Source organism: Trinickia terrae (assembly GCF_005144415.1).
In the GTDB taxonomy this organism is placed as follows: domain Bacteria; phylum Pseudomonadota; class Gammaproteobacteria; order Burkholderiales; family Burkholderiaceae; genus Trinickia_A; species Trinickia_A terrae.
Window position 1 is genome coordinate 1 of sequence record NZ_SWJE01000023.1, and the last position, 14,282, is coordinate 14,282.

The following is a 14,282-nucleotide window of genomic DNA, read 5'->3' on the forward strand; positions in this document are numbered from 1 at the left end:
TGCTGCCCGAGAAGGACGACCACAGCCTCGCCGGCGCGCGCGACATCGCCGACCGCCTGATGGCCTCGTTCGGCTCGATGCTGCTCTACTGGTACCACTACTCGCACAACGGCCGGCGCATCGAGGTGGAAACCGACGACGACTCGATCGGCGGCCATTTCCTGCACCTGCTGCACGGCAAGGAACCCTCGAAGGCGTGGGTCGACGCGATGCACACCTCGCTGATCCTGTACGCGGAGCACGAGTTCAACGCCTCGACCTTCACCGGCCGCGTGATCGCGGGCACGGGCTCGGACCTCTACTCGGCGATCACCGGCGCGATCGGCGCGCTGCGCGGCCCGAAGCACGGCGGCGCGAACGAGGCCGCGTTCGAGATCCAGACCCGCTACCAGACCCCCGGCGAGGCCGAGGCCGACATCCGCCGCCGCGTCGAGAACAAGGAAGTGGTGATCGGCTTCGGCCACCCGGTCTACACGATCTCGGACCCGCGCAACAAGGTCATCAAGGAAGTGGCGAAAAAGCTCTCGAAGGAAGCGGGCAACCTGAAGCTCTTCGACATCGCCGAGCGGCTCGAAACGGTGATGTGGGACGTGAAGAAGATGTTCCCGAACCTCGACTGGTTCAGCGCGGTGTCGTACCACATGATGGGTGTGCCGACGGCCATGTTCACGCCGCTCTTCGTGATCTCGCGCACCTCGGGCTGGGCCGCCCACATCATCGAGCAGCGCATCGACAACAAGATCATCCGGCCGAGCGCGAATTACACCGGCCCGGAAAACCTTAAATTTGTCGCGCTAAATAGGAGAAAATAGCGTCCGCTGTGCGCTTTCGGGGCGCGTGCAGTTCAACCCTGGCGGCTGCCCGCTTCGCGGCCGCGCCACCGTTCAACTGATGATTTTCGAAAAGGTCTTGATTCCATGAAGAAATTGCTGATCGCCACCGTTGTCGGCGCGATTTCCACCACCATGCTGTTCGCCGCGACTGACGCGTTCGCTCAAGCCTCCGGCGCCACCGCGACCACCAAGGCGAAGAAGGCAAAGGCGCCGGAACCGAAACGGCGCCTGATCAAGCGCAAAACCCCAGCGGTCGCGAAAACCGATCCGGTTCCGGACAACTCCGTGAAGTGGTCGTGCAACGAAGGCCTGTCTTTCATGCTGCAAGGTGACATGAAGCGCGACCAGATCGTGACCGTGCACTGGGGCGAGAAGAACTACAAGCTGCCGCGCGAGACAACCACGACCGGCGCCGACCGCTTCCACGATCCGGCATCGGGCATGGATCTCGTCGTGATCCCGACGAAGGCCATGCTGTTCTCGGACAAGGACAGCGCGCGTCTCGCCGACGAGTGCAAGACGCCGGAAATGGCGCAAGGCGCGCCGGCTCCGACCCAGTCCAACGCCCTGGACAAGACCTCCAACTAACCGGGCCTGGAACAGGAACCCCCTAGGAAGCCTCCTTCGATGTCCGCCCCGATCTCCAACGTCCGGCCCGCGCCGGACACCGTGCTCGTCGATATCGTCGACTACGTGGCCGGCTATTCGGTCGACAGCACGCTCGCGCTCGAAACGGCACGCAATTGCCTGATCGACACGCTCGGATGCGGACTCGAAGCGCTCTCCTACCCCGCCTGCACCAAGCTGTTGGGACCGATCGTGCCGGGCACGATCGTCCCCAACGGCGCCAAGGTGCCGGGCACGCAATTCCAGCTCGACCCAGTGCAGGCCGCGTTCAATATCGGCGCGATGATCCGCTGGCTCGACTTCAACGACACCTGGCTCGCCGCCGAATGGGGCCATCCGTCGGACAACCTGGGCGGCATCCTGGCGACGGCCGATTGGCTGTCGCGCAACGCCATCGCAGCAGGCAAGGCGCCGCTGACGGTGAAAGACGTCTTGATCGGCATGATCAAGGCGCACGAAATTCAAGGCGTGATCGCACTCGAGAACTCGTTCAACAAGCTCGGGCTCGATCACGTGCTGCTCGTGAAGCTCGCGTCCACGGCCGTGGTCGGCCAGATGCTCGGGCTCACGCGCGACGAACTGATCAACGCGGTATCGCTCGCGCTCGTCGACGGGCACGCGCTGCGCACCTATCGCCACGCACCGAACACCGGTTCGCGCAAGTCGTGGGCTGCGGGCGACGCGACCTCGCGCGCCGTGCGCCTCGCGCTGATCGCGAAGACCGGCGAGATGGGCTATCCGTCGGTGCTGACCGCGAAGACCTGGGGCTTCTACGACGTGCTGTTCAAGGGCAACGCGTTCACGTTCCAGCGCCCGTACGGCTCGTACGTGATGGAAAACGTGCTGTTCAAGATCTCGTTTCCCGCCGAATTCCACGCGCAGACGGCCGCCGAGGCGGCCATGACGCTGCACGGCCAGCTCGCTGCAGCGGGCAAGCGCGTCGAAGAAATCAGGAAGATCACGATCCGCACGCACGAAGCGGCCATCCGGATCATCGACAAGCAAGGCCCGCTCGCCAATCCGGCCGATCGCGACCACTGCATCCAGTACATGGTCGCGGTGCCGCTGATCTTCGGCCGGCTGACCGCGGCCGACTACGAGGATTCGATCGCCGCCGATCCGCGCATCGACGCGCTGCGCGCGAAGACGGAGTGCGTCGAAGACCCGCAATTCACGAAGGATTATCACGCCCCGGACAAGCGCTCGATCGCCAATGCGCTGACCATCGAGTTCATCGATGGCTCGAAGTTCGAGGAAGTGGTGGTCGAATACCCGATCGGCCACAAGCGCCGCCGCGCCGACGGGATTCCCCTTTTGGTCGAGAAGTTCAAGACCAATCTCGCGCGGCGCTTCCCGGAGAAGCAACGTCAAGCGATTCTCGACGTATCGCTCGACCAGGCAAAGCTCGAAGCAATGCCGGTCAATGAATACGTCGATTTGTACGTCATATAAGTGGCAAACGTGACTTATATGCGAAAACTCGGTTCAGAAACGTAGCAACGTCACTTCCTCGAATCAATCCTAGGGAACCACCATGGCCCACAATCTCCACAAAACGCTCAAGGAATTCGACAGCGGTTCCGGCAAAGGCAAGTTCTACTCGCTGCCGCAGCTCGGCAAAGCGCTTGACGTCAAGATCGACCGCCTGCCGGTCTCGATCCGTATCGTCCTGGAATCGGTGCTGCGCAACTTCGACGGCAAGAAGATCTCCGAAGAGCACATCGAGCAGCTCGCGAACTGGAAGCCGGCCGCCTCGCGCGTCGACGAAATCCCGTTCGTCGTGTCGCGCGTCGTGCTGCAGGACTTCACGGGCGTGCCCCTGCTCGCCGACATCGCCGCGATGCGCGGCGTCGCCCAGCGCAGCGGCAAGAACCCGAAGTCGATCGAGCCGCTCGTGCCGGTGGACCTCGTCGTCGACCACTCGGTGCAGATCGACTACTTCCGCCAGAAGGACGCGCTCGACCTGAACATGAAGCTGGAATTCCAGCGCAACAACGAGCGCTACCAGTTCATGAAGTGGGGCATGCAGGCGTTCGACACGTTCAAGGTCGTGCCCCCGGGCGTCGGCATCGTCCACCAGGTGAACCTCGAGTACCTCGCGCGCGGCGTCCACAAGAAGGCTGACGGCGACGATACGGTGTATTACCCGGACACGCTCGTCGGCACCGACAGCCACACGACGATGATCAACGGCATCGGCGTGGTCGGCTGGGGCGTGGGCGGCATCGAAGCGGAAGCCGGCATGCTCGGCCAGCCGGTGTACTTCCTGACGCCGGACGTGGTGGGCGTCGAGCTCAAGGGCAAGCTGCGCGAAGGCGTGACGGCGACCGACCTCGTGCTGACCATCACCGAGCTGCTGCGCAAGGAGAAGGTGGTCGGCAAGTTCGTCGAGTTCTTTGGCGTTGGCACAGAGTCGCTGACGCTGCCGGACCGCGCGACGATCGGCAACATGGCGCCGGAATACGGCGCGACGATGGGCTTCTTCCCGGTCGACGAAAAAACCATCGACTACTTCAAGGGCACGGGCCGCACCAAGGCCGAAATCGCCGCCTTCGAAAACTACTTCAAGGCGCAAGGCCTGTTCGGCATTCCGAAGGCCGGCCAGATCGACTACACGAAGACCCTCACGCTCGACCTCGGCACCGTTGCGCCGTCGCTCGCGGGCCCGAAGCGCCCGCAAGACCGTATCGAAATCGGCAACGTGAAGTCGAACTTCACCGAGCTGTTCTCGAAGCCGGTCGGCGAAAACGGCTTTGCGAAGAAGGCCGAAGACCTCGGCGCCGAGTACACGACCTCGAACGATGTGAAGGTGCACAACGGCGACGTGCTGATCGCCGCGATCACGTCGTGCACGAACACCTCGAACCCGAGCGTGCTGCTCGCTGCCGGCCTGCTGGCGAAGAAGGCCGTCGAAGCGGGTCTGACGGTTGCGCCGCACATCAAGACGTCGCTCGCCCCGGGATCGCGCATCGTCACCGAGTACCTGACTAAGACGGGCCTGCTGCCGTACCTGTCGAAGCTCGGCTTCGAACTCGCCGCTTACGGCTGCACGACCTGTATCGGCAACGCAGGCGACCTCACGCCCGAGCTCAACGAAGCGATCACGAAGAACGACATCGTCGCGGCCGCGGTGCTGTCGGGCAACCGCAACTTCGAAGCGCGCATTCACCCTAACATCCGCGCGAATTTCCTGGCGTCGCCGCCGCTCGTCGTGGCCTACGCAATCGCCGGCAACATCACGCGCGACCTGATGACCGAGCCGGTCGGCCAGGGCAAGGGCGGCAAGGACATCTACCTCGGCGACATTTGGCCGACGAGCGAAGAAGTCAACGCGCTGCTCAAGTTCGCGCTCGACGCCGACGCGTTCCAGAAGAACTACGCGCAGCTCACGAAGAAGGGCGACCTGTGGAGCAAGATCGAGGGCGAGGAAGGCCAGGTCTACGACTGGCCGAAGTCGACCTACATCGCCGAGCCGCCGTTCTTCGGCGAGCACTTCTCGATGCAGCCGGCTGACTCGATCCCGACGGTCAAGGGCGCGCGCGCGCTCGGCATCTTCGGCGACTCCGTGACGACCGACCACATCAGCCCGGCAGGCTCGATCAAGGAAGACTCGCCCGCAGGCCGCTGGCTGAAGGAAAATGGCGTGCAGAAGGCCGACTTCAACAGCTACGGCTCGCGCCGCGGCAACCACGACGTGATGATGCGCGGCACCTTCGCGAACGTGCGGATCAAGAACCTGATGATCCCGGCGAAGGCGGACGGCACGCGCGTCGAAGGCGGCCTGACGATTCATCAGCCGAGCGGCGAACAGCTGTCGATCTACGACGCCGCGATGAAGTACATCGATGCGGGTACGCAGACCGTCGTGTTCGCGGGCGAAGAGTACGGCACGGGCTCGTCGCGCGACTGGGCCGCGAAGGGCACGCAACTGCTCGGCGTGAAGGCCGTGGTGGCGCGCAGCTTCGAGCGCATCCACCGCTCGAACCTCGTAGGCATGGGCGTGCTGCCGCTGCAGTTCAAGGGCGCGGACAGCATCCAGTCGCTCGGCATCACCGGCGACGAGACGTTCGACATCGAAGGCCTGGGCGACGACTTCAAGCCGCAACAGGAAGTGACGCTCGTCATCAACCGCAAGGACGGCAAGTCGCAACGCGTGCAAGTGCTGCTGCGTATCGATACGCCGATCGAAGTCGACTACTACAAGCACGGCGGGATCCTGCCGTTCGTGCTGCGCTCGCTGCTCGCGGCGTAAGCGGAAGTCTGCTCCTTTGCAGGTGCCGCATCCCCCCGTCAGGGATGCGGCAATTTATGAGGCCCGGCTTAATGCCGGGCTTTTTTTTGGTTCATCGCGGATTGCCAGGGGAAACTAGCAAAGACATCAAGGTTCGACTAGTTTGAGACATTCGGCACGAGCGGCTAAATTGTGGGCAATGCATCCAGCATTCGAAATCAGGGTTAATCGCAACCGAGATTGCCGCTAACTGGCGTGGTTTCGAAATGCGTTCGGCTTGTCTTCTGAACATCTCAGTCGTTTTTGCTGTGCAACCTGTCCTCGCGAAACAGGTCGTTGTGGCGAGCGTTGGCGCTGAACTCGCGCATCAGGTCGGCGCGGAGGTTGACTGACTGGTCACTCGCCTTCTTATGGTCCGCACACTCGCGCTACGAATGTAATTCGTGACTTGTTCTGTCGAAGGTTTCATCTCGCGATTTCGACATCCTAGCGATACGGGACCGGAATGCGCTATAGATGCGCAAGCAGAGTCGCTACGATACAATCGGTCAACACTCAGCTTCAACCACGTTGGCTAGCTGTCATTGCACAACGAGCATTAACGCATTAGCCATTCTCCGAATTTTTATAAAAATGTTTTGAGATCATGTGCCGAGTCAGCTGAATGACCGCAATGCCATGATCCAATTGCGCAAGATTATTTCGCCGACTGAAAATCCAGCGCTTTAATCATATATGCAGTTTATTTAATGGGGTGACACGAAGAGGGGGATAAAATGAAGTTCGAAATTACGGCCTGCATTTTACTTCTGCTAGCGCTTGATGTTAGTCCGTGCTACGCGGAGTGCATTTATGGCGCAAATCAATGGGGAAGCGTGACATTAAAACCATCAAAAGGCTCGCTATCATCCGATGAAGTTCAATACATTGAGTCCATTGAAAATTCAGTAAGAAAAAATTTTGAACCGAGTTTAGGGAGGCTTCCAGAAAGTCGATTGCGGCGCTACGGCGAGCCCATCGGACGACTGGAAGTGCTTGCGACAGATAAAAGCGGATTGACTTGCGTGAATGTATGCACTGGCTTCCTCGTTGCAAGCGGAAAATTGCTGACCAACCGACATTGTGTCCAGAGCAATGAAATAAAATCCATATCGTCGATCAAATTTAGACTAGGCTATCTGGGCTCGAACTTGCCAGGAAAATTGTATAACGTAAATGTAAATCCAAGTGAGGTTGACGAGAAATTGGATTACGCAATTCTGGATGTGCAAGATCATCCAGAGGAGAAATTTGGCTTGGTTAATATTGAGCCTGTAAATATTGAACCTGGCGAAGATCTCATTGTTATAGGCCACCCGTTAGGCCAGCCCCAACAATTTTCCGTCGCTCAATGCACAGTTGCGCCAGAACAGGATAATCCTGATTATGACCTAAAGCATCTTTGCCAAACAACCGCAGGAAATTCAGGTTCACCGATATTCGATGAGCATACCGGATCAGTCATTGCGCTACACCATGGGGGGCCAGGAAATATTGGAGTAATTTCCCAAGCGGACGATAAGGTTAGCCAAAGATCAGCCATACCGATCTCGACGATAGTCGCATACAGCAGCGTTCTTCAGAGGGTGTCTAATGCTCCAGCCAGGGTCGAAATTTCCGACCTCAAGAATTATTATATGAAATTTTACGTCAGGCGCAATAAAAGACTGATATGCGCGTACTCAGGTCGAATTGCGGATGATTTGAGCATGGCGTGTCCCGTTGCCATAACATCAATAAACGGGGTTCGCAGATATGAAGTTAGTGGAACTGCAAAATCCCCCACAGGATCTGTCATCAATATTAGTGGGAAGGTGAATGTGGATGATGGAGATGATTCGGGTAGTTGTTCGCTGCTGCTTACCCGGTCGAATGCAAAAATTGAAATATCACAAGTCTGCGGATGATCAAATGAGCCGATACTTTTCCACACTGCTTTTTTTGGGCCTGGGTTTATTCTTAACACAGGCATCCTGTGCTGATGAGTCAATAGAATCAAAACCCTTTCAAGTGGAGTATCGAGGGCCAATTGTTGGAACGCGATACCGTGAAACTTGCATCACCCTGAGCCCCGCAGACGAGACGCCCTGTGATTCAGGTTGGTCCACGATAATCTCAGCGGATGGCATGGTTGTCCATGGGAGGAGCGACTCGGAAGACTACACTGAGGTAGGAATTTTCATTTTTGAAACTGATATCAGTTCGGAAGTAAAAAATAAAATTGCCACCCTCTGGCCCCTCTCCAATTTCAAAACCGTGGCCTTCACCGAAAAACAAAATTGGAAGGGAAATATCATACACAATTCATACAAATTCGATGTGATAGGCCGCGAGACAATCTCAACTCCAGCCGGAAAATTCAATACAATAAAAGTAAGATCAAATATTTTTTATGCCGCAAGCAATTTTTCCGAAGAAGCAATGAACTGGTGGGATCCTGCAACCGGCCTCATTGTAAAAATGGATGAGATCGTAAATGGTCCATTTCCAGGCCATTATATTCGAATAGTTGACAGGATCACAAGACGGCCCGCCGAAGATAAAGAAGGCACTCATCAGAAAGATTCACTGAACATATGCTCGATGCAATTATCAGGAAAGACATTTTGCCTAAACAAAGAGACCTTTCAATCTCTCGCAGTTAGTAAGAAGGGGAATGAGTCAGCCGGCGAAGATGCAATCGACGCATTTCGGCGAGACGCCATATCATACGGTTATAACGGAGGGAATTTTGATGAATTAATAATTAAGGCGCTATCCCGAGTAGGATATGACGCCAATCCCGCACACGCGGCTGGCGCATACATCGAATCCGGATGGAAATTATCCGAAGGGCGCTCAATGTTGCTAAAAAAATGGATTGAAAGAACAAAAATATCAGCCCTGATAACCAAAGATTTATTCAAGCCAGACGTGTTTTGGGTGTTGGTCGGCTGTTCAATTGAGGAATCCCCAGATAATTCAGACTGGACTCAGATCGAGCGAACAGACGACATTCGCAACAAAATTGAACCGGTATTGCAGTCTATTAATTCCATTATTAAGGCATCCGGGGGAAAATTACTTGGCGGCCGTTAGCGAGTGAGGTTTATTATGCCATTCAAAAACAAGATTGCGTTGCTTTTGATTGCCGGGTATTTTGGATCGATAGTCGTCATATGGCTAAGCTATGCATTTGGCGTTGTACAAAAAGACGGTTCGCTTGATGCCATAAAATCCATCTCGCAATACGGAAGCGGGATTTTAGGCGTGATTGTTGGGTATTATTTTCGCAGAGAAGGGGGCGGAGATGGTGATTCGTGACGGGTTAGCAGTCCGGCTTAAGCCCTTTGCTTTACGCGAGGGCGCGATGGGTAAGTTTCAGCCCGTCATGGCGAACTGTTCGGTTTTATGTAGGGTTCAGTGCTCGCAACCATGTCTTTTAACCTGTTGATTTATATTGTGTTGGTTCGAATTATGCGGTACTCAATGTAGGGTTTCATGCTGGGAGGCTGTCCACCCAGCATGCCGCCCTCCCGGGCGAACGGAGCGACTGGTAGGCCGGGCAACCATCGTCACTAGCGCCCCTCGGAACCGCGCATCAGGCCATCACCCTACGAGCCACCCGCCGCGCCCGCAGATGGTCGTACGCAAGGTTGAAGCAGAACGTATACGGCAAGAAGAACAGCATAAGGCCGATGTCGAGCATCAGCGCTTCCCACAGACTCACGCCCAGCCACGCTGCCGCGAGCGGCACCAGCATCACCACCAGCCCGCCCTCGAACAGCAGGGCATGACCGGCGCGCACAAGCAACGTGCGCGACAGCCCATAGCGGCGCTCGATGCGCTCGAAGATCGCGTTGAAGACCATGTTCCACGTCATCGCCACCGCCGCGAACACGAGGGTCAATGCGCCCATATGGGCGAGCGACGTGCCCATCAGCCAGCTGAGCACAGGCGCACAGATGACGGTGGCGACGATTTCGAAGGCGAGCGCATGGAACACGCGCTCGACGGGTTTCTTTTGCGGCACTTGCATTGACTGCTCCGGAAAACGTGAAAGCGCCGCCATTTTCATCGGAAAAACCGGAATCATCGAGTTTGATTCGATCGGATTTTCCGATACATTGAACGCTACTCACATCGTGGAGCCCTCATGCGCCACTCGCCCGAAGCCTTGCTCGCCTTTGCCGAAGCCGCCGCGCTCGGCTCGTTCTCGGCTGCCGCGCGCAAGCTCGGCAAGCGGCAGTCGACGATCAGCGAAGCCATCGGCAATCTGGAGATCGACCTCGGCCTCACGCTGTTCGACCGCAGCACGCGCCAGCCCACGCTGACCGACGCCGGCCGCGCCATGCTCGCGCAGGTGCGCCGCGTGCTCGAAGCAGGCGAGCAGATGGACCGTCTCGCCGCGCAGATGGCGGGCGGCCAGGAGGCCAGGCTCACGCTGGTCGTCTCCGACACCTACCAGTCCGACCGCTACGAGCAGACGCTCGCCGCGCTCGAAGCGCGCTATCCCGACCTCGAGCTCGAATGTCTGATCGCCGAGCATGCGGACGTGGTCGACCTGATCCAGCAAGGCCGGGCGCAGATCGGGCTGGTGGCGGCTCAGCCCGAATATCCGCCCGATATCGGCGCGGCGACGATCGACGAGCTCTCGGAAATCGGCCTCTTCGTCGGCAGGAGCCATCCGCTCGCCAGCCATGGCGACGCGGTCGTGCCGCATGCCGCGCTGCGCGAGGCGCGCGAGCTGCGCCTGAACACGGTGGTGGACCCGGATGGCGCGCGCACCGACGCGCGCCGCATCGGCAGCCCGCGCCGCTGGTCGGCGCCGAGCTATCTGATGCTGATGGAAATGGCCGTGCTCGGCTTCGGCTGGGCGGAGCTGCCGCGCTGGCTCGTGGATCTGTTCGCCGGCGACCGGCTGCAGGAGGTACGCGCACGCGGCTGGCCGCGGCGCGTGCCGGTCGATGCCGTGTGGTCGCGCAAACGCCCGCTCGGCCGGGCCGGCGCGTGGCTGCTGGAGACGATGCTGGCGGGATGAACGGCCGCACGCTGGCGGCCGCTCAGCAAGCCCGCGAAGATATCAATGAGGGTGCGCCGCGGCATCCTTCTGCTGCAGCTCGGCCATATTGCCCACGATCCGAGTGGCAATGTCTTTCGCGAGCGAATCGACAGCGCTCGTCCCCTCGACCTTCTTGAAGACGAACTTCGCCGCGACGATGTAAGGGTTCCAGCTCGCCACCGTGCCCTGCCCCTTGATCGCATCCTCCGCGCCGACAACGGCAAACGGCACGTCAGGATCCCCGGCCACGTCGGCGATCGTCACCGAGACTTCCGTGTTGGGCGTGCTGCTGCTCGATCCGGACAACAGCGACTGAATGCGTCCGCCCGAATCGCGCGAATAGAACATGCCGCCGATCAGCCACCCCGACGCCGGCATCGGCAGGGGCTCTCCGGGCGCGAGATAGTGCGCGTCGATGCCCGCGCTTTTCAGCTGCTCGACGAGCGCCTTCGCCAGCGCGCCGGCGTTCTGGCCTGCCGACCTCTCGTGCGACTTTTCTCGCAGACGGGATATCAAGCGTCCCGAACCGCTGCTCTCCTGGACGGCCTGGAAGTCCTTCACGTACATGACCGGCGCAGTAGCTGCACCGCTCGCGCCTGGCTGCTGCGCGCGCACGAACAGGATGGAGAACAACGCGATGAGCACCGCAAAAAACGCCTGACTCAGCTTTTTCACGTCCGCCTCGCTTTTCAAGTCCGGAACGGGGGCCAGCTTACGACCGTGCAAGTGGTGCGTCAACGCGCTGGCGAACACACCGGCACAACCGGTCCAGCTCGCTCCGCACGCCGTTTTCTCCGGCAAAACCCTTCCTTGAATCTAACTAACTCGTCAATTAGCCTTTTTTCAATGAAGCCCCAACTCCCCGTCGCGAAGCCTCGCGGGCGCCGCCCGTCGGCGGAGGATTTCGACATGCGCGACGCCCTGCTCGACACGGCGACGCGCCTGTTCGCCGAGCGCGGCATCGCCGCCACCACGGTCGCGCAGATCGCAGGCGCGGCCGGCGTCACGTCGGCGATGGTCCACTACTACTTCACGAACCGCGAGCAGCTGCTCGATGCCGTCGTCGACGAACGGCTTGCGCGCGTCGTCGAATTCGTCTGGCGTCCCGTCGACCGCGAGATCGGCAGCGATCCGTTCGCTTTCGCCAACGAGCTCGTCGAGCGGCTCTTCGACGTCACCGCGCGCATGCCGTGGCTGCCGCCGCTCTGGATGCGGGAGATCGTCAACGAAGGGGGCCTCTTGCGCGAACGGATGCTCGAGCGCATTCCGGTCGACCATCTGAAGCGGTTCGCTGCGCGCGTTCAGGAGGCGCAGCAGGCGGGCACGGTCAATCCGGGGATCGAGCCCGTGTACCTCTTTCATTCGATCCTTGCGCTCGTCATGCTGCCGCTCGCGACGTCGAGGATCTGGCAAAGCGCGCGCGGGCTGCCGCAGTTCGACCGCGACGTGCTGCGCCGGCATGTCGGCGCACTGCTGAGCTGCGGGATGCAGTCGCCTCAAGCTCTGCCTCAAGCGAGCGCGGCGCGGAGAAAGCCATGATGCGCGCCCGCCGTGCTGCAGTCTTCGGCGTTGCCCTCGCCGTGTGCTGCGCGCTCGCCGGATGCGGACAGCGTGCCGATACGCATGCGACGTATCAAGGGTATGTAGAAGGCGAATTCGTCTACCTGTCGTCATCGCAATCGGGCACGCTCGCGCAATTGTTCGTGCGGCGCGGGCAAACCGTTGCCGGGAACACGCCTGTTTTCACGCTCGAATCCGTCGACGAAACCGCCGCGCTCCAGCAGGCGCAGCATCAGCTGGCCGCGGCCCAGGCGCAGCTCGCCGACTTGCAGACCGGCAAACGTCCTCCCGAAGTCGGCGTGACGAAAGCACAGCTCGTGCAAGCGATCGCCAACGCCCACAAGGCCGCTCTGCAGTTGACGCGCGACGAAGCCCAGTTCCGCATGGGCAGCGTCTCGCAGCAGCAGCTCGAAGATTCGCGCGCCAATGCACAGACGTCTGCCGCTCAAGTGCGCGAGATGCAAAACCAGGTCGACGTTGCGAATCTGCCGGGACGTGCGCAGCAAATCGACGCGCAGGCGGCACAGGTCGCCGCAGACCGGGCGGCCGTCGCGCAGGCTCAATGGAAGCTCGACCAGAAGCGCGTGAGCGCGCCGCGCGCGGGGCTCGTCTACGACACGCTGTACCGCGTCGGCGAATGGGTGCAGGCAGGCAATCCCGTCGTGCAGATGCTGCCGCCGCAGAACGTGAAGGTGCGCTTCTTCGTGCCCGAAACCGTCGTCGGCTCGCTTGCGGCGGGCGGCTCGGTCACGATCCGTTGCGACGGCTGCGCGGCGGACGTGCCCGCAACCATCACCTACATCTCGAGCGAAGCCGAATACACGCCGCCTGTCATCTACAGCAACGAAAGCCGCGCGAAGCTCGTGTTCATGATCGAGGCGCATCCGTCCACGGCCGACGCGCCCAGGCTGCATCCGGGCCAGCCTGTCGAAGTGAGGGCGCCATGACGGCGGCGAATGGCGAGCGCGCCGCCGAATACGCGATCGACGTGAGCAAGCTCAACAAGCACTTCGGCGCGAAGCACGTCGTGAAGGACGTCTCGCTGCGCGTCGCGCGCGGCGAGATCTTCGGTTTTCTCGGGCCGAACGGCAGCGGCAAGACGACCTCGATCCGCATGATGTGCGGCTTGCTCACGCCCGACTCGGGCAGCGGCACCTGCCTCGGCTACGACATCCTGGCCGAGAGCGCGCAGATCAAGCGCCGCGTCGGCTACATGACGCAGCGCTTCTCGTACTGGGACGACCTCTCGATCCGCGAGAACCTCGATTTCGTCGCGCGCGTCTACCAGATGCGCGATCGCAAGGAGGCCGTCGAGCGCGCGCTCGAATCGCTCGGGCTCGCGAGCCGCGCGAAGCAATTGACGGGCGCGCTCTCGGGCGGCTGGAAGCAGCGTCTCGCGCTCGCCGCGTGCATGCTGCACGAACCGAAGCTGCTGCTGCTCGACGAGCCCACCGCGGGCGTCGATCCCGCCGCGCGCCGCGACTTCTGGGAAGAGCTGCACGTGCTCGCCGCGCGCGGCATTTCGGTGCTCGTCAGCACGCACTACATGGACGAAGCCGAGCGCTGCCACAAGCTCGCCTATATCGCCTACGGCGAGCTGCTGGCGCAAGGCACGGCGAGCGAAGTCGTGAAATCGCAGGATCTCGCGACGTGGACGATCTCGGGCGACCGTCTCGCGGAACTGTCGGCGCGCCTGCGGGCGATGCCCGGCGTCGACCAGACCGTCGTGTTCGGCTCGGCCCTGCACGTGAGCGGCCGCGATCATCGCGCACTCGAAGCCGCCGTCCGAGCCGTGACGGACGGCGCCGCGTTCAAGGCAGCGCCGCTCGAAACCGGTCTCGAGGACGTCTTCATCTACATGATGGGCCGCACCTCCGACAACTACGGAGAACCTGCATGAACGGCCCCCACGCTCACTATCGCTCACTGTCGACCGGAGTTGGCGCTTTAG

General features: G+C 60.4%; 13 protein-coding genes. 11 read left to right on the forward strand and 2 right to left on the reverse strand.

Features of this window, described 5'->3' with window-relative positions; translation table 11 throughout:
• The 7 genes from FAZ69_RS30190 to FAZ69_RS30220 form a co-directional block, all read left to right on the forward strand.
• Window positions 1-812: citrate/2-methylcitrate synthase (locus FAZ69_RS30190; RefSeq protein WP_136898762.1), on the forward strand; the 812-nt coding region annotated here is incomplete at its 5' end.
• 105 nt (window positions 813-917) lie between these two features.
• Entirely contained in the window at window positions 918-1,421 is a 504-nt protein-coding gene (locus tag FAZ69_RS30195; RefSeq protein ID WP_136898763.1) for a hypothetical protein, read from the forward strand.
• A 39-nt stretch (window positions 1,422-1,460) separates the two neighbouring features.
• Entirely contained in the window at window positions 1,461-2,912 is a 1,452-nt protein-coding gene (locus FAZ69_RS30200) for a bifunctional 2-methylcitrate dehydratase/aconitate hydratase (RefSeq protein WP_136898764.1), read from the forward strand.
• Window positions 2,913-2,994: 82 nt separating this feature from the next.
• A complete protein-coding gene (gene acnA / locus FAZ69_RS30205; protein WP_136898765.1) occupies window positions 2,995-5,712 on the forward strand; it encodes an aconitate hydratase AcnA in 2,718 nt (905 codons plus the stop codon).
• A gap of 755 nt (window positions 5,713-6,467) precedes the next feature.
• Window positions 6,468-7,637, forward strand: coding sequence for a trypsin-like serine peptidase (locus tag FAZ69_RS30210; RefSeq protein ID WP_136898766.1), 1,170 nt, complete (start codon window positions 6,468-6,470; stop codon window positions 7,635-7,637).
• Window positions 7,638-7,641: 4 nt separating this feature from the next.
• Window positions 7,642-8,808 carry a DUF3108 domain-containing protein gene (locus FAZ69_RS30215; protein ID WP_136898767.1) on the forward strand — a complete coding sequence of 389 codons (1,167 nt, stop codon included), beginning with the start codon at window positions 7,642-7,644 and terminating at the stop codon, window positions 8,806-8,808.
• A 15-nt stretch (window positions 8,809-8,823) separates the two neighbouring features.
• Entirely contained in the window at window positions 8,824-9,033 is a 210-nt protein-coding gene (locus FAZ69_RS30220) for a hypothetical protein (protein WP_136898768.1), read from the forward strand.
• Between the two features lie 277 nt (window positions 9,034-9,310).
• Here the strand turns inward: FAZ69_RS30220 and FAZ69_RS30225 are convergent, their stop codons facing one another.
• A complete protein-coding gene (locus FAZ69_RS30225) occupies window positions 9,311-9,748 on the reverse strand; it encodes a multidrug/biocide efflux PACE transporter (RefSeq protein WP_136898769.1) in 438 nt (145 codons plus the stop codon).
• Window positions 9,749-9,865: 117 nt separating this feature from the next.
• Between FAZ69_RS30225 and FAZ69_RS30230 the strand changes: the two genes are divergently transcribed.
• Window positions 9,866-10,750, forward strand: a complete 885-nt coding sequence (locus FAZ69_RS30230) for a LysR family transcriptional regulator (RefSeq protein WP_136898770.1) — start codon at window positions 9,866-9,868, stop codon at window positions 10,748-10,750.
• Between the two features lie 42 nt (window positions 10,751-10,792).
• On the opposite strand, the gene FAZ69_RS30235 is transcribed toward FAZ69_RS30230, so the two are convergent.
• Window positions 10,793-11,446 carry a DUF4410 domain-containing protein gene (locus FAZ69_RS30235; RefSeq protein WP_136898771.1) on the reverse strand — a complete coding sequence of 218 codons (654 nt, stop codon included), beginning with the start codon at window positions 11,444-11,446 and terminating at the stop codon, window positions 10,793-10,795.
• A 171-nt stretch (window positions 11,447-11,617) separates the two neighbouring features.
• Between FAZ69_RS30235 and FAZ69_RS30240 the strand changes: the two genes are divergently transcribed.
• Genes FAZ69_RS30240 through FAZ69_RS30250 form a run of 3 tightly spaced genes read left to right on the forward strand, consistent with a single transcriptional unit; the run spans window position 11,618 to window position 14,231 of the window.
• Window positions 11,618-12,310, forward strand: a complete 693-nt coding sequence (locus FAZ69_RS30240) for a TetR/AcrR family transcriptional regulator (RefSeq protein WP_169708814.1) — start codon at window positions 11,618-11,620, stop codon at window positions 12,308-12,310.
• Window positions 12,310-13,278: an HlyD family secretion protein gene (locus FAZ69_RS30245; protein ID WP_136898813.1), complete on the forward strand. Its 969-nt coding sequence runs from the start codon at window positions 12,310-12,312 to the stop codon at window positions 13,276-13,278. The genes FAZ69_RS30240 and FAZ69_RS30245 overlap by 1 nt, the downstream gene beginning before the upstream one ends.
• Window positions 13,275-14,231 (forward strand): ABC transporter ATP-binding protein, encoded by a 957-nt coding sequence (locus FAZ69_RS30250; protein ID WP_136898773.1) that lies wholly within the window; start codon window positions 13,275-13,277, stop codon window positions 14,229-14,231. The genes FAZ69_RS30245 and FAZ69_RS30250 overlap by 4 nt, the downstream gene beginning before the upstream one ends.
• Window positions 14,232-14,282 lie beyond the last annotated feature (51 nt).